The sequence below is a fragment of the uncultured Rhodospira sp. genome, from assembly GCF_937138205.1.
GTDB lineage: Bacteria > Pseudomonadota > Alphaproteobacteria > Rhodospirillales > Rhodospirillaceae > Rhodospira.
Map to the genome: position 1 here is coordinate 83,165 of NZ_CAKZOT010000057.1, position 22,570 is coordinate 105,734.

Here is a 22,570-nt window from a genome sequence, read left to right on the forward strand (position 1 = left end):
GTCACACGCCGCGCGAGCGAAGAGCCACCGCTTCGGCGGAAACAAGTGTGAATATGATAGGCTAGGCGGGAGGGGGACACCCGCCCTATCCCGTCGCGCCCAGGCCGGCGGCGATGGCGTTGACCGTCTGCAGCAGGGACGGCAGCCACCGTTCGGCGTCCTGTTCGCGGTCCTCGGCGCGCAACCGGCGCCATTCGGCTAGCAGTTGAACCTGCCGGTCGTGGATCGGCGCCAGTGCCGGCGACCGAAGGCTGAGCACCCGGTGCACGCGCGGGCGTGTTTCCGACAGCGGCCCCTGGTAGATCGTCTCCAGGCCGATCCGGGTGCGCTCGTATTCCTCCAGGATCAGACCCAGCACGCGCTCGCGCACGGTCGTATCCTCGACCAGACTGGCGTAGCGGGTCATGACGGCGGGATCGGCCGTGGCCCAGCCGGTGCCGGCGTTGCTGATCAGGTAGTGCAGGGGCGGCCAGTCGGCGGCGCGCTTGCAGGCGGCCAGGCGGTCGAACCCGTCGGGATCCTCCTGCCGCAAGGTCTCCAGCGCGGTGCCGACGCCGAACCAGGCCGACACAAGGAATCGCGACTGGCTCCAGGCGAACACCCAGGGAATGGCGCGCAGGTCCTGCAACGTCCGCTGGCCGGTGCGGCGCGCGGGGCGGGAGCCGATGCGGCTGGACTCGATCACGTCGATGGGCGTGGCCTGCCCATAGAACGTCATGAACCCCTCGCACTCCAGCAGGGAGCGGTAGCGCTGCCGGCTGGCCTCCGCCAGCCGGTCCATGACGGGGCCAAGGCCCGGGTCCGTTCCGTTCGGGCGACTGCCACGCAAGGTGGCGCTCAACGAGCCCGCCGTCAGCAGTTCCAGATTGTAGGCGGCGGTGACGACGTTGGCGTACTTCTGCGAGATGGTCTCACCCTGTTCGGTCAGCCGGAACTCGCCGTCGATGGCGCCGCGCGGTTGCGCGCGCACGAAGCGGTGGGTCGGGCCGGAGCCCCGGCTGATGGTGCCGCCACGGCCATGGAAAAAGCGCAGCCGCACGCCGTGGCGCCGCCCGACCGCGACCATGGCGGCCTGCGCCCGGTGCAGCCCCCATTGGCTGGCGACGATGCCACCGTCCTTGCCGCTGTCGCTGTAGCCGATCATGACCTGCTGGCGTGGCCGCTCTCCGCCCTCGTCGGCGCGCTGTGCCTCCAGGCTGGCGCGAGTGACGGGGTGGGCCAGGAAGGCATCCAGGATGTCGGGGCTGTGCTCCAGGTCCTCGATGGTCTCGAACAGCGGCACCACGGGCAACGGACACACCGCCGCGCCGTTGGGGAAGGTCAACAGCCCCGCCTCGCGGGCCAGCAGATAAACGACCAGCAGGTCCGACACACTTCGCGTCATGCTGATGATCAGGGCGCCCAGTCCGTCCGGGCCTCGGTCCTCGAGGCGGTGGGCCAGCACGCGCAGGGCGCCCAGCACGCTGGCGGCCTCGGGGCCGGCGCGGGTGCCGTCATGCATGAACGGGCGCGGCGAGGCCAGTTCGCGGTTCAGCAACTCCAGCCGCCGCGATTCGTCCCACTGTGGGAAGTCGGCGCCGTCGATGCCCGCCGCCACCAGCAACTGCGCCACGGCCTTGTCGTGAAAGGCGCTGTTCTGGCGTACGTCCAGCGTCGCCAGATGGAACCCGAACGCCTTGACCATGGTCTGCACGGGGCCGACGTCGCGCTCGGCCAGCCGGTGCGCGCCCAGGGTCCTCAGGGTCTCGGCGATCACATCAAGGTCCGCGAGCAGCTCGCGCGGGCGGCGGTAGTGGTGCGGGGCCAAGGGGTTGGCCGGGTCGGGCAGGGACAGGATCATCAGGTTGATCATCTGCCGCCACGGCTCGTCCTTGTTGCGGGCAAGGGCCGGTTCGGCGGCCGGCCCGAGGGCCTCGACCATCGCGTTCAGCCGTTCGGACAGGGCGGGCGGGACGGATTGGCGGGTGGTCGCCAGTGACAAACCGGCGGCCAGTCGCTCCAGTCGCTCCCGCAGGTTCTTCAGGGCCGTGGTCGCAAGCTGGGCCAACGCCCAGGCCGTCGTCTCCGGTGTGACGAACGGGTGGCCGTCGCGGTCGCCGCCCACCCAGGTTCCAAAGGTCACGCGCGGTCGGTGCGAGGGACCGCGCAGCAGCGCGGGGTCGAAGCCGACGCGGCGCCAGGCGGTCTCCAGCCGGCGGTCGAGCCACGGCAGCGTCTGCGGGAACATCTCGCCCAGGTAATACAGGATGATGCCCAGTTCGCCCTCGACTGTGGGCTTTTCCAGCAGGATTTCGCCGGTGCGCCAGAGGCGTTCCAGGCCGGCCTTGGTGTCCTCGCGCAAGGACGCGCGTTCACCCGGCGTCCACATCGTGTTCTCGCTGTCCACCAGCAGCCGGTAAATGGCGCGGTGGTGGTGCAGCACGCTGGCCCGCTTGGCCTCGGTCGGGTGCGCGGTCAGCACCGGTTCGACCCGGATGGTGGCCAGGGCCTCGGCGATCTCTTCCGGGGTGAACCCATCGCGGGCGAGGTGGATGAGTTCGTATTCCCAGGAGCCCGAATCCGCGTCCAGCGGGCCGTCGGTTTCCACCCGCCGGCGGCTCTGGGCGTGGGCGTTTTCCTCGGCCTGATGGAGCAACTGGAAGGCCACCGAGCGGGCCTCGACGCAGCGTTCGGCCAGCGGGTCGGCCGGATCGTCGGGCCACTGGTTGACGCCGTCGGAGTCCACGGTGACCAGCGTGTCGCCGCGCCGCGGCCAGGGCAGGCGTTCGGCCACGGCGTCCTCGCCGATGTCCCGCAGGACCTCGGCCAACGCATCCATCAGGAATCGAAGGTCCTGGTCGACCTTGGGCAGGGCCGTCGCGTCGGACAGCCGCGACGTGATGATGGCGGGCATGTTGGAACTCGCGGTGCGGGAGGGGGAACGCCGGGCGGCACGGGCCGGCACGGAAAAGTGTACAGGGTTCGTGCGGCATTGCAACGTGGTGTACCGCGTTCGCCCGAGACAATTTCGATACACCGGGCGGGCGTTGAGAGCGAACCAACAACCGACATCGCTCACGCCGCGCGCTATCCCTCCTTCGCCGGGTCCTCCATGTCGGCGCGCACGTCGCGGGCGTCGGCCGGGCGCCACTTGCGGACGAAGGCCCGCAGGGCCTCGTCGTCGGCGTCCTCCAGCACGATGCGCAGGCGCACGAGTTGATCGCCGCGCGCGTCGGTCCCGGTACCGTCCTTGCGCGGCAGGCCCTTGCCGCGCAGGCGCAGGGTCGCACCGGTGTTGGAGCCCTCGGGCACGGTGACGGCCACGCGGCCGCTCAGGGTCGGCACGGTGATCTTGGCGCCCAGCACGGCCTCGCGCAGGCTGACCGGCACCTCGGCGATGACGTCATCGCCGGCGCGGCGGAACACGGGGTGGTCCTTGACCAGGATTTCCACCAGGGCGTCCCCGGCCTCGCCGCCGTGGTGGCCCGGATTGCCCTGGCCGCGCAGACGCAGCGTGCTGCCGTTCTCGGTGCCCGGCGGGACGCGGACATCCAGCGTCTTGCCGGTGGTCAGCGTGATGCGCCGCGAGGTGCCCAGGGCCGCGTCCTCGAACGGAACGCGCAAGCGGTACTGGGCATCGCCGCCGCGCTGCGGCCGGCCGTGGCCCTGCGCGCCGCCGCCGCCCGCGCCGGTCGCGCGGTGCTTGGCCGACTGAGCACGGGCAAAAATGTCCTCGAACGAGTCCGCGCCCTTGAACAGGTCCTCGAAATGGAAGTGGAACCCGCCGTCCGACCTCGCCCGGCCTTTCGCGGTGCGCGGGCCAGCGCCAGGATGGTGGCGGAACCCGAACGGGCGATCCTGGCCCTGCGCGTCGATTTCACCGCGATCGAAGCGGGCCCGCTTGTCAGGGTCGGCCAGCACGTCGTGGGCCGCGCTCAACTCCTTGAAGCGGTCCTCGGCTTCGGGGTCGCCCGGATTGACGTCAGGGTGCATGGTCCGCGCCAACCGCCGATAGGCGCGTCTGATTTCGTCCGCGCTGGCACTGCGCGGCACACCGAGCACGGCGTACGGGTCCTTCATGGCGGCGCGGTCGCTTCAGGGGTATGGGCGATCGGAGCAATCATACACGACTGCCCGGCGAAAGAGGCGGTGTTCTTTCGCCGGGCCGTCTGCCGTCGCGGCGCCGTGAGAGGGCGGGAGCGATCGTCAGTTGACCATCTGCCACGTGCCGTCCGGCTGGCGGCAGGCGGTGCCGGTGGCCTCTTCCAGGCGGCCGTCGATGGTGACGGTGGTGCGGAACTGCCGGCAGTACTGGCCGGTGTTGGTGTAGCCGTCGCGGACCGGAGTGAAGGACCCGTAGTTGCCCGTCTGCGGGTTGTTCCACGAGATCGTCTGCCCGACCGGCGCCTGGTAGGCCTGCTGCGAGGCCTGTCTCATGCGCATCCGGTCGGTTTCGTCGAGCGAACGCCCGATCTCGCTGCCGACCAGGCCGCCAAGCAGCACGCCCAGACCGGTGGCGGCCATTTTCCACTCGGTCGAGCCGCCGAACTGCGAACCGAGCAGTCCGCCCAAGGCGGCGCCGCCCACCGTGCCGACGGTCTGTTTGGGGCTGTTGGCCGTCTGGCAGCCGACCAGCGCGGGGCCGGCCAGCAGGGTGGCGGCCAGCGCCACGGCGGTGGAGCGCTTCACAAATCTGTCCATCGGTCCGACCTTTCCTTTCCGTGTCGACCAGGGTGCGGCACGCGGGGACCGCCCGTCACCGCGCCTGTCCGGATACAGGGTGCGCGCGGCCTTCGCGGCCACCAAATCCAAGAATCCGTTACCATAATATGTGCGAGCAAGATGGCGAAAAAAGGGTCCACGCTTGCGCGGCGATCCTGTACGTCTGCGCCAGGGGATGGGTGCCGATGGCAGCGTCCGCCCCATCCCTTGTCCCCGCGCATGATGTCTTGGTTTCCGGGAGGGAGGTTGTCCCCGTGTCGTCCCTGATGGTGTCCGATCCGTTCGCCCTGTTCCAGGCGTGGCTGAAAGAGGCGGAGAAAAGCGAGTCCAACGACCCGACCGCCATGGCCCTGGCCACGGCAACGGCGGACGGACGACCTTCGGTGCGCATGGTGCTGCTCAAGGACGTCGTGCCCAGGCCCGGTCCGGAGGGCGGATTCGTGTTCTACACCAACATGGAAAGCCGCAAGGGCGAGGACCTGCGCGCCAATCCCCACGCCGCGCTGTGCTTCCATTGGAAAAGCCTGCGGCGCCAGGTGCGGGTCGAGGGGCCCGTGGTGCCGGTTCCCGACGCCGAAGCCGATGCGTATTTCGAGTCCCGCGCGCGGGAAAGCCGCATTGGTGCCTGGGCCTCGTTGCAGTCGCGGCCACTCACCGAACGCCTGGAGTTGGAGAAGCGGGTCGCCTCCTTTGGCGCCAAGTTCGGGATCGGGGCGATCCCCCGGCCGGATTGGTGGACCGGCGCCCGCGTGGTGGCCAATCGCATCGAGTTCTGGCGCGACCGTCCCTTTCGGTTGCACGATCGTGTGGTTTACAGTTGGGATGGAGTGGCGTGGCAGACTCAGCGCCTGTATCCGTGATGGGACACGGCCCGATGGTGGAAGGAACGCGATGATGGGGGAGGCGCCTGGAACGGCCGAAACACGAACGGGGCGGTTGTCGGACGATCGCCTGATGCGTTGGGCCACCTACGCGGCGGTCGGCACGGCCGGGACCCTGATCGTGGTGAAACTGATCGCGTGGGCGCTGACGGGGTCGCTGGCGTTGTTGTCCACGCTGATCGATTCCATCCTGGATGCTGCGGCCTCGCTGTTGAATCTGTTCGCGGTGCGCGTGGCGCTGGAGCCGGCCGACCATGACCACCGGTTCGGCCACGGCAAGGCGGAGCCGCTGGCCGGGCTGGCCCAGGCGGCGTTCATCGGCGGGTCGGCGTTGTTCCTGACCATCGAGGCGACGTCGCGCGTCCTCGATCCCGAGCCCGTCGCGCGGTCGGGCCTGGGCATCGCCATCATGGTGCTGTCCATCGTCCTGACCCTGGCCCTGGTCGCGTTTCAGCGGCTTGTGATCCGGCGCACCGGCTCCGTGGCCATCCGGGCCGACTCGGTGCACTACGCTGGCGACATCCTGATCAACATCAGCGTGATCGTCTCCCTCCTCCTGACCACACAGGCGGATCTGCCGTGGGCCGATCCAACGTTTGCGCTCATTATTGCCGCCTATCTCCTCTACAACGCTTGGTCCATACTTAAGAATTCTCTGAATTACTTGATGGACCGGGAATTCGAGGACGAGGATCGGCGCCGGATCCTTGAGATTGCCCGCGCGCATCCTCAAGTGATGGATGCACATGACCTGCGCACCCGGTCGTCCGGCCCGCAGCAGTTCATTCAGTTGCACTTGGAGATGGAGTGTGATCTTACATTGCGTACGGCCCATGGGATTGCCGAGCAGGTGGAGGCCCAAATTCTGGACGCGTTTCCGGGGGCGGAGGTCTTGATCCATCAGGATCCCTGGGGCGTGCGGGAAGAGCGTGACGTGCCGCCCGAGCCGGGTGACGCAAGCCCGTCACCTGCCAACCGCGAGGCCAGGGGCTCGAACGGATGATTGTTTTCGTTGTTGGCGTCTAACGGTCGGGTCGTTAGGGTGCCGACACGGCGTCGCGCGGGTGTCCGAGGCGGGGCGGGCGACCCCGTCGGGGCTCAGTCGGAATGGTGCCGAGGATGGGAGGGACGGAGAGGTGGATCCAGCGCGGATCGTGGTCATTGGTGGCGACCTGCCCCATGGGGAGTCGTTTCATGACACTCTCGGCGCCGACTGGGACGTGTCCGTGGTGTCCGCCGCCGGCGGTGATGTAACCGGGCGGGCGCGGGCGGCGGTTGCGGGCCAGCAACCTGACCTGGTCGTCCTGACCGTCGCTGCGTCCGGCGCCGACGGTGTCGATCCGGACACCGCCGCCGAGGTCTGTCTGACCTTGCGGCGCGACAATCGGGTCGGCTCCATTCCAGTGCTGCTGCTCGGACTCGATGGCGGGTCGGCCGCGTCCGAGCGTGACACGGCGACGACCCCGGGGGCGACCCCGGCAGCCTGGCTGGAACGCGGGGCCAGTGACGTGATCACGGGTCCCTTTGATCCGCACCTGCTGCGGGCGCGCGTCCACACCCTGATCGAACTCCGGCGGCTGCGGGAGGAACAAGCCCATGCTGTCGGCGCCGAACGCGCCAGCGGGGTCATGACCCGGCGCGTGTTCGAGAGTGTGTTGCGTCGGGAAAGCGGACGCCTCCGGCGAACCGACGGTCACCTGGGTTTGCTGTTGGTCGAGCTGGACCATTTCAAGGCCTTTCGGGCGCAAGACGGTGTGGAAACAGCCGAGTCGTGTTTCCACCAGGTCGCCGACGCCGTGGCGAGCCGCCTGCGCCGTCCGTCGGATCTGGTGGCCCGGTTCAGCGTCGAGCACTTGGCCTGCCTGATGCCGGACACGGACCTGCGCGGCGCGCGGGTGGTGGGCGAGTCCGTCCGGGATGCCGTCGAGGCCCTGGGCCTCCCGCATACGGCCTCTCCCGTCGCGGACCACGTCACCGTCAGCGTGGGCGTCGCGTCGCGCCGGTGCTCCGGCCCGGAGGTGGAGTCGTGGCTGCTCTCCGAAGCGCAAGACAGGCTCAGGCGGGCGCGGCGCGCCGGATGCAATCGGGTTGTGTCGGGGGAAGGCGGCGCGGCTGTGCCGACGTTCGGTGCGGGAACTGGCGGTCTGTGGACCGTTCCGGGAAGCAGGCCGGTTCGGGAGGCGGGGACCGGCTGACCCGCAAGAAACGCCCGTCTCGCGGCCGGCCAGTCCGCAGAGTCGATCCTGTGGCGGGTCGCGTTCAAAGATGCGGGCCCCGTTCCACCGAGTCGGCCGGCAGGGGGTTCAATGCAGACGGAATGTTAACGTCTTTCTCCTACAGTCGCGGGCGGCCGGAAACGAACGGAACGCGGCGTCGACTGAAGAAAGACAACATCGATGTTTCACGGAAAATCCATCCTGATTACGGGCGGAACAGGATCGTTCGGTCACCAGTACGCCAGAACTATTCTGAAAACCTATAAGCCGCGCCGACTGATCATATATTCGCGCGACGAGTTGAAACAATTTGAGATGCAGGCCGAGTTCACCGACCCGTGTATGCGCTTTTTCCTTGGGGATGTTCGAGACTTCCAGCGAACACGGCAGGCCATGGAGGGGGTGGACTTCGTGATCCATGCCGCCGCCCTGAAGCAGGTGCCCGCCGCCGAATACAACCCGAACGAAGTGATCCGTACGAACATCAATGGCGCCGAAAACGTCATTCGCGCCAGCCTTGATGCGGGGGTCGAAAAGGTCATCGCCCTGTCGACCGACAAGGCCGCCAACCCGATCAATCTGTACGGCGCGACCAAGCTGGCCTCCGACAAGCTGTTCGTCGCGGCGAACAACATCGCCGGCGCCAAGATCACCCGCTTTGCCGTGGTGCGCTATGGCAACGTCGCCGGCTCGCGTGGGTCAGTGGTTCCGTTCTTTCGCAATCTGATCAAGAACGGCGCCGACCACCTGCCGATTACCGACGACCGCATGACCCGCTTCTGGATCACACTGCAAGAGGGCGTGGACTTCGTGCTGAAGAACTTCCACCGCATGGTGGGGGGCGAGATCTTCGTGCCCAAGATTCCGTCCATGCGCGTGGTCGATCTGGCGAAGGCGATGGCGCCTGACCTGCCGCACAAGCACATCGGCATCCGGCCGGGCGAAAAGCTGCACGAGATCATGTGTCCGCGCGACTATGCTCACATCACGCTGGAGTTCCAGGATCACTACGTGATCCAGCCGACCATCCGCTTCACGGATCACAACGTTGATTACGCGAACAACGCCATGGGCGAAGCCGCCGCTCCCGTGGATCCGGATTTTGAGTACAATTCGGGCGACAACCCGCACTTCCTCTCCGTCGACGAACTGAAAGAGCTCAACGAGAAGCTCGTGGCATGATCCCCTATGGCCGACATCACATCGAGGACGACGATATTGCCGCCGTCGTCGATGTATTGCGCGGCCCGGCCCTGACAGGTGGCCCGGCGGTGGGGCGCTTCGAAGCAGCGTTGGCGGGCGCGACCGGTGCGCCGCACGCCATGGTGTGCGCGTCCGGCACGGCGGCCCTGCACCTTGTGGCGATGGGGCTGGACCTTGGCCCGGGCGACGCCGTTGTGGTGCCGTCCGTGACATTCCTGGCCACGGCCAATGCGGCGCGCTACGCGGGCGCCGACGTGCGCTTTGCTGATGTCGATCCGGACACCGGCCTGCTGACGCCGGAAACCCTCGAACAGGCTTTGGCGCGACCAGGGCCCGGGCGCCCGCGCGCCGTCTTCGCGGTGCACCTCAACGGGCAATGCGCCAACATGGAGGGGCTGCTTGCCGTGGCGGACCGGCACGGTCTGCCCGTGGTCGAAGACGCGTGCCATGCGCTCGGTGGCGCGTACTGGCTGGAGGGTGAGCGATACCCGGTCGGTGCGGCGCCGCGTTCGGTGGCCGCGTGCTTCTCCTTCCACCCCGTCAAGACGGTGGCCATGGGCGAGGGCGGGGCGGTCACCACGCACGACGCCGCGCTGGCCGAGCGCCTGCGCCGATTGCGCACGCACGGCATGGAGCGCGATCCCCGGGCGTTCACGGAAACCGTTCAGGCCTTCGACGACCTGTCCGGCGACGCCAATCCCTGGTACTACGAGATGGCCGAGCCCGGATTCAACTACCGGGCCTCCGATCTGCACTGCGCCCTGGGGGCCAGCCAACTCGCCAAGCTGGATCGGTTTCTCGACCGGCGGCGCGCCCTGGCGGCGCTGTATGATCGCGCGCTGGAGCCTTTGGCGCCGTTGGCGCGGCCGGTTCCGCGTCGCGCCACCGAAGACGATGGCTGGCACCTGTATGTCGTGCTGATCGATTTCGCGGCGGTCGGCCTGACGCGCGCGCAGGTGATAACCCGGCTGCGGGACGCCGGCATCGGCACACAGGTGCATTACCTGCCGGTCCATCGCCAGCCCTACTATCGCGCGCTGTATCCGGACCTGACCCTGCCGGGCGCTGACGCCTATTATGCCCGGTGTCTTTCGCTGCCGCTGTTCCCCGACATGGAGGATCAGGCGGTGGCGCGGGTGGCCGACGCCTTGCGGGAGATCCTGTCGTGACCAGCCTGGCGGTCATCCCCGCGCGCGGCGGCAGCAAGCGCATTCCGCGCAAGAACATCAGACCGTTCTGCGGCAAGCCGATGATCGCCTGGTCGATCGAGGCCGCGCTGGCCGCCGACTGCTTTGATGACGTGATCGTCTCGACAGAGGACGACGAGATCGCCGAGGTGGCGCGCGCGTTCGGGGCGGCGGTCCCGTTCCGCCGGCCGGACCGGCTGGCCGATGACTACGTGATCACGGTGGACGTGATCTCCCATGCCATCGAAGCCTATGCCCAGGGTGCCGCCCGTCCGGAGTATGTGTGCTGCCTGTACGCCACGGCGCCGTTCGTCACGCCGGACGACCTGCGCCGGGGGCACGACCTGATCGTCGGACAGGACCTGGACTACGCCTTTTCTGTGACCTCGTTCCCATTCCCGATCCAGCGCGCGTTGCGCCTGACGGAGAACGGCCGCGTTGTCATGGTCCAGCCCGAACATTTGACCACCCGCTCGCAGGACCTGGAACCCGCGTACCACGACGCCGGCCAGTTCTATTGGGGCCGCGCCGAGGCCTGGCAGGCCCGCCGCCCGCTGTTCGGCCCGCGCTCGGCGCCGGTGCTGCTGCCGCGCCACCGTGTGCAGGACATCGACACGGAAGAGGATTGGGAGACGGCGGAACGCCTGTTCGCGGTGCATCGGGCGCGGGAGGAGACATCATGACGACCCTGGTCCTGGCGGCACATCCGGATGACGAAGTCCTGGGCTGCGGGGGAACGATCGCACGGATGGCCGACGACGGCGAGGACGTCCATGTCGTCATCGCGGCCGAGGGCGCGACCAGCCGCGACCCAAACCGCGATCGGAGCGCGCGGGCCGGCGACTTGTCGGCCCTGGGCGAGGCCGCGCGCGAGGCCGGGCGGATCCTCGGCGCGCGATCCGTCGAGTTGCTGGACCTGCCTGACAATCGAATGGATTCCATGGATCGCCTGGATATCGTGAAGATTGTCGAAGGATTGGTGGCTCGGTGGGCGCCACGCACGGTTTTCACGCATCATGCCGGCGATGTGAATGTCGATCACCGGCGACTGCACGAGGCGGTCGTCACCGCGTGCCGGCCTCAGCCGGGCCATCCGGTTCGACGCCTGCTCTTTTTCGAGGTCTCGTCCAGCACGGAATGGCAACCGCCGGGCAGCGCGCCACCGTTCCTTCCCAACGTGTTTGTGGACATATCCGCCTCCCTCGCACGTAAGCGTGATGCGTTGCATGTTTATGATGTTGAAATGCGCCCATGGCCACATGCGCGGTCGGTCGAGGGCGTGGAACACCTCGCGCGGTGGCGTGGCTCGATCGTTGGCGTGGAGGCGGCTGAAGCCTTCTGCCTGGGCCGGGAAATTGTCTGATGCGTGTTGCGGTCCGCGCGGACGCATCGACCCGCATCGGGTCCGGGCATGTGATGCGCTGCCTGACGCTGGCCCAAGCCCTGAGAGAACAGGGCGCCGAGGTGCGCTTCATCTGCCGCGACCATCCAGGGCACATGGGCGACCGAATCAAGTTGGCTGGCTTGCCGGTCTCGTTGCTGCGGGCTCCGCCGGACTCGCGCCGGCCGATCCCCGACGGAGACTATGCCGCCTGGCTCGGTGTACCCATCGACACCGACGCGGCCGAGACCATCTCTGCATTGGATGGCTGGCGACCGGACTGGCTGGTGGTCGACCACTATGGGCTCGACCGTGCATGGGAGCAGGTCCTGCGGCCCCATGTTGGCGCTATCCTCGTCATCGACGACCTCGCCAATCGGGCGCACGACTGCGATTTGCTGCTGGATCAGAATGATCACCCGAAGCCTGCGGCGCGGTACGACGGTCTCGTTCCGGCTGCCTGTCGGCGCCTGTGTGGGCCCGGTTATGCCCTGTTGCGGTCCGAGTACGCGGCGACCCGACGGCAAATCGGTCCTCGCGACGGTCCGGTGGCGCGAGTCCTCGTGTACTACGGTGCGACCGACCCGACCAACGAGACCGCCCGTGCCTTGCGCGTCCTGAGCCAGCCGGCGTTCCGGCATCTTTTGGTGGATGTCGTGTTGGGCGTCAACGCGCCCCATCGAGACGAGGTTGTTTCTCTTGCCACGGCCCGTCCCGGCACAACCGTGCATGAGCCGCGCCCAAGTCTCGCGGACCTGATGGCCCGCGCCGATCTTGCGTTGGGTGCTGGGGGAGCAACGACCTGGGAACGCTGTTGCCTTGGTCTGCCGGCCATTGTCACGGCGGTGGCGGCGAATCAAGGGCCCTTGGCGACGGCCCTCGCGGAGGGAGGCCGCGCGGTGTTCCTGGGATGTCACGACTCGGTGACAGACGACTGTCTGTCCGAGGCCGTGCGCGACCTGCTGGCGGTGCCAGCAAAACGGGAGGCCATCGCGCAGGCCGCTTTCGCGCTCACGGATGGATGGGGCGCGGCCAAGGTCGCCGAGATCGTGGTCCCGAGCGACGGGCACGATCTCGCGCTCCGGCCGGCCGAGGTTGGCGACATGGCCCAGTATTATTTCTGGGTGAACGATCCAAGCGTGCGGGCGCAGGCGTTCGAGACCGAGCCCGTCCCGTGGCCGACGCACAGGGCTTGGTTTCGCCGCGCTTTGGACAGGGCATCCTGCCATATGCACGTCCTGGAGTTGAAACCGCACGTGCCGGTCGGGCAGGTGCGGATCGAGCAAAAAGGAGAAGAGGACGTTATTGACTACAGTGTCGACGCGGCGATGCGCGGGCGTGGCTGGGGGACGCGAATTCTTGTGCTGGCGCGCCAGGTCTGGGATGGCATCGGTCAATCCCGTGCGCTGCACGGCTATGTCAAAGCAGGCAATGTCGCCTCGCAACGGGCGTTTGTTGCCGCAGGGTTTACGGAACGGCCGCTCGACTCCCTGGACAGTGAGCCCGGCAGCCTGCATTATGTTTACGTGCCTGAAAACACACGCGAAACGGACCGAAGATGACGCTGCCGCCGCAATCCTATGTCATCGCTTCGGACCGGCCATGGAACGCCGGCCTGGTCGAGCGGGTGTCGGCGCGGTGCGGGAAAACGGTCCACCCCATCACGGAAAAGGGCGCGTTGACACCGGCGCATCTTGAGGCTCTGGCGCCGCGTTTCGTGTTTTTTCCGCATTGGTCGTACAAAATTCCAAAAGCCGTTTTCGAGGCGTATCCCTGCGTCATTTTCCATATGACGGACCTGCCGTACGGTCGGGGCGGCAGTCCGCTGCAGAACTTGATCGTACGCGGGCATCGCGAGACCAAAATCACGGCCCTGCGCTGTGTCGAGGCCTTTGACGCCGGCCCTGTTTACATGAAGCGCCCGCTTAGTCTGCTTGGCGCTGCCGAGGAAATCTTTCTGCGCGCCGACCGGATCATAGAAGACATGATCGTTGAGATCGTGGCGACCGAACCCGTCCCGGTTCCGCAGGAGGGCGAGCCGGTCGTGTTTCGCCGGCGCACCCCAAGCGACGGCAATCTGGCCCAAGCCACCGACCTGGACGGTCTCTACGATATGATCCGTATGCTCGATGCCCAGGGATATCCAGCCGCCTTTGTGGAGGTCGGTCCGTTTCGTCTGGACTTCACGCGGGCCATCCGTCGATGCGATGGCGTCGTCGCGGATGTCCGCATCACGCGACGCGAGGAGGCGTCCAATGACTGATGCCATGGTTGGCGCTGACGGGATGTCGTTCGGAAGCTGCCTCATCGGCCGCGCCCACAGGCCTTTCGTGATCGCCGAGATGTCGGGCAACCATAACCAGTCGCTCGACCGTGCCCTGGCCATTGTCGAGGCGGCGGCGGACGCGGGCGCCCACGGCCTGAAGCTGCAGACGTACACCCCCGATACGATGACACTCGATGTGGATCGCGATGACTTCCTGATCACGGGCAAGGACAACCCGTGGACGGGTCGCCGCCTGCACGAACTCTACCGAGAGGCCATGACGCCGTGGGAGTGGCACGAGCCTCTCTTCAAGCGGGCGCGCGACCTCGGCATGATCCCCCTCAGCACGCCGTTCGACGACACGGCGGTGGAGCTGCTGGAGGACCTGGACGCGGCCGTCTACAAGATCGCGTCGTTCGAAAGCAATCACCTGCCCCTGCTGCGCCGGGTGGCGGCCACCGGCAAGCCGGTGATCATGTCCACGGGCATGGCGACTCTCGGGGAACTGGATCTGGCGGTTCGAACGCTGCGGGGCGCCGGCTGTCGCGACATCGTGCTTCTGAAATGCACCAGCACCTATCCGGCCACGCCCGAGAACACGAACATTCTGACCATCCCGCACATGCGCGAGCTGTTCGGCTGCGAGGTGGGGCTGTCCGACCACACCCACGGGATCGGGGTCGCGGTGGCCAGCGTGGCCCTGGGTGCTACGGTGATCGAGAAGCACTTCACGCTACGCCGCGCGGACGGCGGCGTGGACTCGACGTTCTCCATGGAGCCGGAGGAGATGAAGGCGCTGGTGACCGAGACCGAACGGGCGTGGCAGGCGCTGGGCCACGTCTCGTATGGTCCCACGGCGGCCGAGCAGGGGTCGCGCGCCTTCCGCCGGTCGCTGTACGTCGTGCGGGACTGTCCGCCCGGCCATGCGCTGAGCGCCGACGATCTTCGGATCGTCCGTCCCGGACACGGGCTGGAGCCGGTGGCGTGGGACGATGTCATCGGCCTGACCCTGCCGCGCGGGGCCCGGCGGGGCGATGCGGTGACGTTCGATCTGTTCCGGACGTCCTGACCGCGTCTGGCTCTCGTCTTCTCCCGTTCAGGGCCGCACCGGTCCCTGCCAGGACAACAACAAGGGGCCAGCCCGCCCAGGCTAACCCCTTGATTTCATTGGTGGAGCCGAGGGGAATCGAACCCCTGACCTCAGCAGTGCGATTGCTGCGCTCTCCCAACTGAGCTACGGCCCCGGGAAGCGCCGCGCGGTGGCCCGGCGCGGCGGAGAGACGGGACGATGCTGCGCGGCGCCGGCAAAGTCAAGCCTCGCGTCGTGATCAAACCGAACGACGGCGGGTGTATGCCGCGATCGGGTCGACTGGCGTGATCTCGGCCCCGTCTCCCCCTTTGCAAACACTCCCAAACCCATTAAATACGGAGCACCTTCGGGTTGCCATTAAATTTAACGTTCGCAGATCGGAGTTTTAGCATGGACACGACCCCCGCCATCGATGCGACCACCCATGTCCGGGGGCGCATCTATGACAGCATCACCGAGACCATCGGCGCCACGCCGCTGGTTCGCCTGTCCCGCTTCGGTGAGGCGCACGGCGCCAAGGGCGACATCCTCGGCAAATGCGAGTTCTTCAACCCGCTGGCCTCGGTGAAGGACCGCATCGGCGTCTCGATGATCGAGGCCGCCGAGGCCGAGGGCCGCATCAAGCCGGGCGCCACCCTGGTCGAGCCCACGTCGGGCAACACCGGCATCGCCCTGGCCTTCGTCGCCGCCGCCAAGGGCTACCGTTTGATCCTCACCATGCCGGAAAGCATGTCGATCGAGCGCCGCAAGATGCTCCAGCTTCTGGGAGCCGAACTCGACCTGACGCCGCCGGCCAAGGGCATGAACGGCGCCGTCGAACGCGCCCGGGAACTGGTGGACACGATCCCCGGCGCCGTCATGCTGCAGCAGTTCGAGAACCCGGCCAACCCGGCGATCCACCGCCGCACCACCGCCGAGGAGATCTGGGCGGATACCGATGGGACGGTCGACGTGGTGGTTTCCGGCATCGGCACCGGCGGCACCATCACCGGCGTCGGCGAGGTGTTGAAGGCGCGCAAGCCCTCCGTCCGCATGGTGGCGGTCGAGCCCGAGGACAGCCCCATCCTGAGCGGCGGCACGCCCGGGCCGCACAAGATCCAGGGCATCGGCGCCAACTTCGTGCCGGCAATCCTCAACACCGGCATCTATGACGAGGTGCTGGGCATCGGCAACGAGACCGCCTTTGCCACCGCGCGCGAGGTGGCGCGGCTGGAGGGCCTGCCGGTGGGCATTTCGTCCGGCGCGGCGCTGGCGGCGGCGGCCGAGGTCGCCAGCCGGGACGACATGACCGGCAAGACCATCGTCGTCGTGCTGCCGTCGTTCGCCGAACGGTACCTGTCCACGCCCCTGTTCGAGGGATTGTAACAGCGCTGGCGCTCCCGTCGGGATGACAGATGTGTTTGTTTCAAATCATAAAACGTCATCCCGAACGCCCCGACAGGGGCGGAGGGATCTCGGGCGGTTGAAGACGCCAAGCTACCCGTCATTGCGAGGCGCGGCGCGCCGAAGCAGTCCAGGACGAATATTTGTGTTTCCCGCTCTGGATTGCGTCGCCCTTATGTTCCGATGAGGGCTCGCGATGACGACATTTGGTTCAGTTCGGCGGGCTTTTTTCCAAGGCCCCTACATCGTCTCGCGATAGTTCGGCGCCTCGCGGGTGATGGCCACGTCGTGCACGTGGCTTTCGCGCCAGCCCGACGCGGTGATGCGCCGGAACCGTGCCTTGGCGTGCAGGTCGGTGATGGTGGCGTTGCCGGTGTAGCCCATGGCGGCCTTCAGGCCGCCCACGAGCTGGTGAATGATGGTGCCGGCCGCGCCCTTGTACGGCACGCGGCCCTCGATGCCCTCCGGCACCAGCTTCAGGGTATCGCGCACCTCCTGCTGGAAGTACCGGTCCGCCGACCCGCGCGCCATGGCGCCCATGGACCCCATGCCCCGGTAGGCCTTGTAGGTGCGGCCCTGGTACAGGAACACCTCGCCCGGGGCCTCGTCGGTGCCGGCCAGCAGCGAGCCGATCATGCACACGTCGGCGCCGGCGGCGATGGCCTTGGCCAGGTCGCCCGAGTACTTGATGCCGCCGTCGGCGATCAGCGGCACGCCGGCGGCCTTGCACACCTCGGCGGTCTCGATGATGGCGCTGAACTGCGGCACGCCGACACCGGCGACGATGCGCGTGGTGCAGATCGAGCCGGGGCCGATGCCCACCTTGACGGCGTCGGCGCCGGCGTCGATCAGCGAGCGGGCGCCGTCGGGCGTGGCCACGTTGCCGCCGATCACCTGGGTGTAGTTGGAAAGCGTCTTGATGCGTTCCACCGCCGTCATCACGCCCTTGGAATGGCCATGCGCGGTGTCGACGACGATCACGTCGACGCCGGCGTCCAGCAGGGCCTCGGCGCGGGCGACGCCGTCCGGGCCGACGCCGGTGGCGGCCGCCACCCGCAGGCGACCCTTCTCGTCCTTGGCGGCGTTGGGGAAGGTGGTGGCCTTCTCGATGTCCTTGACGGTCACCAGCCCCACGCAGCGATAGGCGTCATCGACCACAAGCAGCTTTTCAATGCGGTGGCGGTGCAACAGCCGCTTGGCTTCCTCCTGTGTCACACCCTCGGTGACGGTGACCAGCTTGTCCTTGGTCATCAACTCGCTGACCGGCTGGTCCATGTCGGTGGCGAAGCGCACGTCGCGGTGGGTGAGGATCCCCACCAAGCGCCCGCAGTCCCGCTCGACCACCGGAATGCCCGAGATCTTGTGGCGGGCCATCATGGCCATGGCGTCGGCCAGGGGCTGGTCGGGATGCATGGTGACCGGATTGACCACCATGCCCGACTCATAGCGCTTGACCTTGCGGACCTCCTCGGCCTGGGCCTCGATGTCCAGGTTCTTGTGGATCACGCCCAGCCCGCCCGACTGGGCCATGACGATGGCCATGGCGCTTTCGGTGACCGTGTCCATGGCGGCCGAGATCAGCGGAATGGCCAGCTCGATCGAGCGGGTCACCCTGGTGCGCGTGCGGGCCGTGGCGGGCAGGACCTCGGATTCCGCCGGCAGCAGCAAAACGTCATCGAACGTCAGGGCTTCGGGGAAGGCCATGGCGGAGTCTCCTTCTGGTTCCGGCGGTGCCCCGGATATGCCACGGGCGACCGGCCGCGCCAAGAGGCCAGGGGCGCATGGCGGACGCGCGGGGGGTGCATTCAGTCGGTGGCTTCGGGTTCGGGACGGCCCCGGAAGCCCTGGGCGACCACGTAGACCTCGGCCGAGTCCTTGCGGCTGGCCGGCGGCTTGGCGTGCTTGACGGTCTCGCACAGGGTCTTCATGCGCCGCAGCAGGGCGTTTTCCGTGCCGCCCTGGAACACCTTGCAGACGAAGGCGCCGCCGGGGGCCAGAGTCTCCTCGGCGAAGGCCCACGCCGCCTCGGCCAGGCCCATGATGCGCAAGTGATCGGTCGCCGCGTGACCCGTGGTCGGCGCCGCCATGTCCGACAGCACCACGTCCACCGGGCCGCCGCAGTGGCGATGCACCACTTCCGGGGCGTCCGGCTCCATGAAGTCCAGGGTCAGGCACTGGGCGCCGGGGACCTCGGCCCAGTCGAGGATGTCGACGCCGACCACCATCCCGGAGCCGCCGCGCCCGCCCGGGCCGTCACCCGGCGGCCGGCCGGCGCGCACCCGCGCCACGGCCACCTGCGTCCAGCCGCCGGGAGCGGCGCCCAGGTCCACCACGCGCAGGCCCGGCCGCAGGATATGGAAGCGGTCGTCCAGTTCGATCAGCTTGAAGGCGGCGCGGGAGCGGAATCCCTGCTTGCGGGCCTCCAGCACATACGGGTCGTTGAGCTGACGCTGCAGCCAGCGGGTGGACGACGTCTTGCGGCCCCGCGCCGTCTCGACCCGGGTGTGCAGCTTGCGCGATGCCCCGACCGGCTTGCCCCCGCCGGATCCGGATCGTCCTCCACCACCCTTGGCGCCACCCTTGCCGCCGCCCCGGCCGCGAGCGCTCATGCCATGACCCCGGCGGCGCGCATCAGGTCCATCAACACGCCCTCGCGGATGCCCCGGTCGGCGATGCGCAGACGCCCCACCGGCCACAGATCGCAGATGGCCTCCAGGATGGCGCAGCCCGAGACCACCAGATCGGCGCGGTCGGTGCCGATGCAGGGATGGCGGGCGCGCTGCTCGCAGGTCATCTCGCGCAGGCGCCGACTGACGGCCATGATGGAGATGAAGTCAACCTCCAGGCCGTCGACGCTGTCCCGGTTGTAGCGCGGCAGGTCGAGCATCACGCCGCCCAGCGTGGTGACGGTCCCGGACGTTCCGAGCATCTGGATCGTCTCGCCGGCGGCCAGCCGGTCGGCGATTCGGTGGCGTCGGTCGAAGGCCGACAGGGCGGCGGCCACATCCTGCTTGACGGCGCCGTAGGAGAGCTCGCACAGGTCGCCGCCGCGTGCCTCGGCCACCGTCACGACGCCCAGCGGCAGCGAGGTCACGTCGACGATGCACGGATCGATGGCGCCGTTGGGTCCGCCGCGCGGGACCACCCACATCAGCTCGGTGCTGCCGCCGCCGATGTCGAACACCACGGCCCCCTCGCACCCGGGCCGCAGCAACGGGGCGCAGCCGGCCAGGGCGAGGCGGGCCTCTTCCTCGGCCGGGATGATCTCCAGACGCAGGCCCGTCTCCGCTGCCGCGCGGTCGAGGAAGGCGGCGCCGTTGACCGCGTGGCGGCAGGCGGCGGTGGCCACCATGCGCGCGCCCGTGACGCGGTGGCGGCCGATCTTGCGGGCACACGCGCGCAGGGCGTCAATGGTGCGGCTCATGGCGACCGTCGACAGGCGGCCGGTCTCGTGCAGGCCCTCACCCAGGCGGGTGATGCGGGAGAAGGAATCGACCACGCGGAAGCCGCCGCGCGGGTCGGGCCGGGCGGCCAACATGCGGCAGTTGTTGGTGCCGAGATCGACCGCCACGAAGATGGGCCGGCCGAGCGCGGCCGGCGACGCCATCGGGCCGAGGGACGGGGGCTGCCCCGTCGGCGCGGGCCGCCGATCAACACACACCGCCCCATCCGCACCAACCGCCGCGGCTTCCAACGCGGCGACCGTCGCGGATCCTGTCGCTGACCTGGGCGGGCGCTCGAACGGCACGGGTCCTCTCGGATCAATGGGCTGGCGGTTGGGTGGCGGTGGTACGTCTATAGGATCGTAAAGCACATCGACCCGGCATGGAAACGGCAATGTCCGGCAGGGCAATCGGGTGAACGACCCCTGTGGGAGCGAAAACCCGCATGAGTGAATTGTTTCCCCTAAAGAACACGCAATCCGTCATTGCGAGGAACGAAGTGACGAAGCAATCCAGGGCTTGTGGGGCGGGGGTTGGCCCCCGCCCCACAAGGGGGCAATCCAGGGCGAATACATCATGAAGACGCCCTGGATTGCTTCGCCCGCGTCTTGCGACGCGGGCTCGCAATGACGGGTTTTGTGCGGGCCTCTACCCCGGATGGCCGTCTCGACGATGGGCCTCCGTTCACCCGATTGCCCTGCAATGTCCGGGCGCGACGACGTTGGCTTTCTTGGCTGGCGCGTTTGTGTCAGGTTGCGGTGAAGCCCCAGGACGCGACCCGCGCGACGGGCTGGTTGCGGCCCAGCGCCTGCATTCCGGTGATGACTCGCGTCAACATCCAGACGACCCACGCCAGCAGGAGCAGGTACCCGATCAGAATCAGCGACAGGAGGCCACCCACGACCATGGCCAGCAACCCGATCCAAAACGTTCGGATTTGGAAGGTGAAATGGCTGCCAAGGACGGTGTCACGCGCCTTGCCGCGATTGATGTAAGCCAGGATCACGCCGACCAGGGCCGTGATCGGAAAGAAGAGGCCGGCCAGATAGAGGATATAGATCAGGTTCGCCGATCCTTGTCCCTCCAGGCCGATCTCAAGACTGTTCGTGCCCCCGTTCGTTGGCGGTTTGGGCGCATTGTCGGACATGCTGAACCTCTCCCCTCTTTCTCCGTAACGTGCTCGGGCCATTCACGACGCCCGTGGATGTATTGTTTGAGCCCGCCGGTCCGTTCCATCATGCTAGAGCAGAGTCATGTGAACAATCTGAATCACCCCGTGTTTCAGAGTGTTCACGTGACTCTGCTCAAAATCAAATCGTTAGGGCGGATTCACGCGTCCCATATGCCCTGCCGAGCGGGTCAAATGGCACGCGATCTGCGCTAGGCGCCTTGCCCGATTGGTAGGTGCACCCGGGGGGCCGGATGATTCTGTCTGGTCGCGTTTGCGTCATGCTATCGTCTCCGCAGATCTCATCCACGGTTACAGGGCCTCCGTACAACGTCACGGTGATCACCGGCGAGGCGTGGCGTGTTCCGGAGGGGGCCCATGAGCGGCGCGAACAGGGAGAGACCAAGCATGGCGCGGTGGTGGATCGTGTTGGGCGCCGTCATGGGCCTGCTCTCGGTGGCCCTGGGGGCCTTCGCCGCGCACGGCCTGGAGGCGCGGGGCGATGCGCGGGCGGTGGAACTGGTGCGAACGGCGGCGCGCTATCAGGCCATTCACGCCATCGCCCTGGTGCTGTGCGGGGTGCTGAGCGTGCTGGCCGGGCCGGGCTCGGGGGTCGCGCGCTGGGCCGGCCGCGCGGGCGCGCTGTTCCTGGCCGGGATCGTGCTGTTCTGCGGCGCCTTGTACGGGATCGCCCTGGCCGGCTGGCCGCTGGGGATGGTCGCCCCCTTTGGCGGAACAGCGTTCATGCTGGGCTGGGCGGGGCTGGCCGTGGCCGGCTGGCGTCTCGCCCCGTCCGGTCCCGGAAAAAGCTGAGGCGCGACCGTTGCGGGCTGTTGGATTCCGGGGCGAGTCCGGGTACAAGCGTGGTGTAGCATATGAAAGTGCTGTTCGGCGGGCGTTCAGGTGAAGGTGTACTCGGTCGGCACGCAACGCCAGGTTGGCCGTTCGTCGTGTGGCTGTTCGTCGTGTGGCTGTTCGTCGTGGGCCGCGTAAGGCAGGCAGGGAACCATGTCCAAGACCATATTGATCGTTGAAGACAACGAGTTGAATATGAAGCTGTTCAACGATTTGTTGCAGGCGCATGGGTATGCCACGTTGCAGACCAGCGACGGCCGGGACGTCATGGGGATGGCGCGGGAGCATAAGCCCGACCTGATCCTCATGGACATTCAGCTTCCAGAGATCTCCGGCCTGGAGATCACCAAGATGCTGAAGGAAGACGACGACCTGAAGGCCATCCCCGTGGTGGCCGTCACGGCCTTTGCCATGAAGGGCGACGAGGAAAAGATCCGCGAGGGCGGATGCGAGGGCTATATCGCGAAGCCGATCTCGGTGGCCAATTTCCTGCAGACCGTGGCCAAGTTCATGAACTGACCGGGGCGGTCGAGGTGTCGCCCGGGGGCGACGCCCGAGTGCGACGGACGCAGCGCGCAAAAACACACAGGCCGTCGACAGGGTGCGACGGCCTTTGTCATGAGTCGGACCGTGTTTGATACCAAGCGACGGAAATCGTCACACGTTTTCCGGACCGTCGGCACACGACCTTGGGAGATCCCTCGCGTCCTAACGGACGCTTCGGGATGACGTATGTATTTGTTCTTTATACCCAGACTCTGCTGAAAGCCGGAAAAATGCGATTGAGAGGTTGCCA

The 22,570-nt window shown here is 67.6% G+C and carries 20 protein-coding genes and 1 tRNA gene; 13 read left to right on the forward strand and 8 right to left on the reverse strand.

From position 1 onward, the window contains the following. Window positions 1–85: 85 nt before the first annotated feature. The 3 genes from Q0309_RS07760 to Q0309_RS07770 form a co-directional block, all read right to left on the reverse strand. Complete coding sequence (locus Q0309_RS07760) at window positions 86–2,893, reverse strand: phosphoenolpyruvate carboxylase (RefSeq protein ID WP_299439196.1); 2,808 nt, start codon at window positions 2,891–2,893, stop codon at window positions 86–88. A gap of 173 nt (window positions 2,894–3,066) precedes the next feature. Next, on the reverse strand, window positions 3,067–4,059 hold the full coding sequence (locus Q0309_RS07765; protein ID WP_299439198.1) for a J domain-containing protein: 993 nt from the start codon (window positions 4,057–4,059) through the stop codon (window positions 3,067–3,069). A 126-nt stretch (window positions 4,060–4,185) separates the two neighbouring features. Continuing rightward, window positions 4,186–4,680, reverse strand: a complete 495-nt coding sequence (locus Q0309_RS07770; RefSeq protein ID WP_299439200.1) for an RT0821/Lpp0805 family surface protein — start codon at window positions 4,678–4,680, stop codon at window positions 4,186–4,188. A gap of 275 nt (window positions 4,681–4,955) precedes the next feature. Between Q0309_RS07770 and pdxH the strand changes: the two genes are divergently transcribed. The 10 genes from pdxH to pseI all read left to right on the forward strand — a co-directional run bounded on the left by pdxH (window position 4,956) and on the right by pseI (window position 14,904). Then, window positions 4,956–5,561, forward strand: coding sequence for a pyridoxamine 5'-phosphate oxidase (gene pdxH, locus Q0309_RS07775; protein WP_299439202.1), 606 nt, complete (start codon window positions 4,956–4,958; stop codon window positions 5,559–5,561). A 94-nt stretch (window positions 5,562–5,655) separates the two neighbouring features. Further along, window positions 5,656–6,585, forward strand: a complete 930-nt coding sequence (locus Q0309_RS07780) for a cation diffusion facilitator family transporter (protein WP_299439204.1) — start codon at window positions 5,656–5,658, stop codon at window positions 6,583–6,585. Between the two features lie 133 nt (window positions 6,586–6,718). Next, window positions 6,719–7,777 carry a diguanylate cyclase gene (locus tag Q0309_RS07785; protein ID WP_299439206.1) on the forward strand — a complete coding sequence of 353 codons (1,059 nt, stop codon included), beginning with the start codon at window positions 6,719–6,721 and terminating at the stop codon, window positions 7,775–7,777. Between the two features lie 201 nt (window positions 7,778–7,978). After that, entirely contained in the window at window positions 7,979–8,980 is a 1,002-nt protein-coding gene (gene pseB, locus Q0309_RS07790) for a UDP-N-acetylglucosamine 4,6-dehydratase (inverting) (RefSeq protein ID WP_299439208.1), read from the forward strand. Next, entirely contained in the window at window positions 8,977–10,170 is a 1,194-nt protein-coding gene (gene pseC, locus Q0309_RS07795) for a UDP-4-amino-4,6-dideoxy-N-acetyl-beta-L-altrosamine transaminase (RefSeq protein WP_299439210.1), read from the forward strand. Before pseB ends, pseC begins: the two co-directional genes overlap by 4 nt. Beyond that, window positions 10,167–10,871, forward strand: a complete 705-nt coding sequence (gene pseF, locus Q0309_RS07800; RefSeq protein WP_299439212.1) for a pseudaminic acid cytidylyltransferase — start codon at window positions 10,167–10,169, stop codon at window positions 10,869–10,871. The genes pseC and pseF overlap by 4 nt, the downstream gene beginning before the upstream one ends. Next, the gene (locus tag Q0309_RS07805; RefSeq protein ID WP_299439214.1) at window positions 10,868–11,551 is read left to right on the forward strand and encodes a PIG-L deacetylase family protein; all 684 of its coding nucleotides are present in this window, start codon (window positions 10,868–10,870) and stop codon (window positions 11,549–11,551) included. The genes pseF and Q0309_RS07805 overlap by 4 nt, the downstream gene beginning before the upstream one ends. Then, window positions 11,551–13,131: a UDP-2,4-diacetamido-2,4,6-trideoxy-beta-L-altropyranose hydrolase gene (gene pseG / locus Q0309_RS07810; RefSeq protein WP_299439216.1), complete on the forward strand. Its 1,581-nt coding sequence runs from the start codon at window positions 11,551–11,553 to the stop codon at window positions 13,129–13,131. The genes Q0309_RS07805 and pseG overlap by 1 nt, the downstream gene beginning before the upstream one ends. After that, complete coding sequence (locus Q0309_RS07815; RefSeq protein WP_299439218.1) at window positions 13,128–13,832, forward strand: hypothetical protein; 705 nt, start codon at window positions 13,128–13,130, stop codon at window positions 13,830–13,832. The genes pseG and Q0309_RS07815 overlap by 4 nt, the downstream gene beginning before the upstream one ends. Continuing rightward, window positions 13,825–14,904 carry a pseudaminic acid synthase gene (pseI, locus tag Q0309_RS07820; RefSeq protein WP_299439220.1) on the forward strand — a complete coding sequence of 360 codons (1,080 nt, stop codon included), beginning with the start codon at window positions 13,825–13,827 and terminating at the stop codon, window positions 14,902–14,904. The genes Q0309_RS07815 and pseI overlap by 8 nt, the downstream gene beginning before the upstream one ends. Before the next feature lie 99 nt (window positions 14,905–15,003). Here the strand turns inward: pseI and Q0309_RS07825 are convergent. Beyond that, a tRNA-Ala gene (locus Q0309_RS07825) sits at window positions 15,004–15,079 on the reverse strand. Window positions 15,080–15,315: 236 nt separating this feature from the next. Between Q0309_RS07825 and cysK the strand changes: the two genes are divergently transcribed. Beyond that, window positions 15,316–16,290, forward strand: a complete 975-nt coding sequence (cysK, locus tag Q0309_RS07830) for a cysteine synthase A (RefSeq protein WP_299439223.1) — start codon at window positions 15,316–15,318, stop codon at window positions 16,288–16,290. 258 nt (window positions 16,291–16,548) lie between these two features. Here cysK and guaB read toward each other — a convergent pair whose 3' ends face one another. The 4 genes from guaB to Q0309_RS07850 form a co-directional block, all read right to left on the reverse strand. Next, entirely contained in the window at window positions 16,549–18,012 is a 1,464-nt protein-coding gene (guaB, locus tag Q0309_RS07835) for an IMP dehydrogenase (protein ID WP_299439225.1), read from the reverse strand. 101 nt (window positions 18,013–18,113) lie between these two features. After that, window positions 18,114–18,917, reverse strand: coding sequence for an RlmE family RNA methyltransferase (locus Q0309_RS07840; RefSeq protein WP_299439227.1), 804 nt, complete (start codon window positions 18,915–18,917; stop codon window positions 18,114–18,116). Then, window positions 18,914–19,915 (reverse strand): Ppx/GppA phosphatase family protein, encoded by a 1,002-nt coding sequence (locus Q0309_RS07845; RefSeq protein ID WP_299439229.1) that lies wholly within the window; start codon window positions 19,913–19,915, stop codon window positions 18,914–18,916. The genes Q0309_RS07840 and Q0309_RS07845 overlap by 4 nt, the downstream gene beginning before the upstream one ends. A gap of 584 nt (window positions 19,916–20,499) precedes the next feature. After that, complete coding sequence (locus Q0309_RS07850) at window positions 20,500–20,898, reverse strand: hypothetical protein (protein ID WP_299439231.1); 399 nt, start codon at window positions 20,896–20,898, stop codon at window positions 20,500–20,502. A 429-nt stretch (window positions 20,899–21,327) separates the two neighbouring features. On the opposite strand from Q0309_RS07850, the gene Q0309_RS07855 reads away from it, so the two are divergent. After that, the gene (locus Q0309_RS07855; protein WP_299439233.1) at window positions 21,328–21,732 is read left to right on the forward strand and encodes a DUF423 domain-containing protein; all 405 of its coding nucleotides are present in this window, start codon (window positions 21,328–21,330) and stop codon (window positions 21,730–21,732) included. Between the two features lie 195 nt (window positions 21,733–21,927). After that, window positions 21,928–22,293: a response regulator gene (locus tag Q0309_RS07860; protein ID WP_299439235.1), complete on the forward strand. Its 366-nt coding sequence runs from the start codon at window positions 21,928–21,930 to the stop codon at window positions 22,291–22,293. Window positions 22,294–22,570 lie beyond the last annotated feature (277 nt).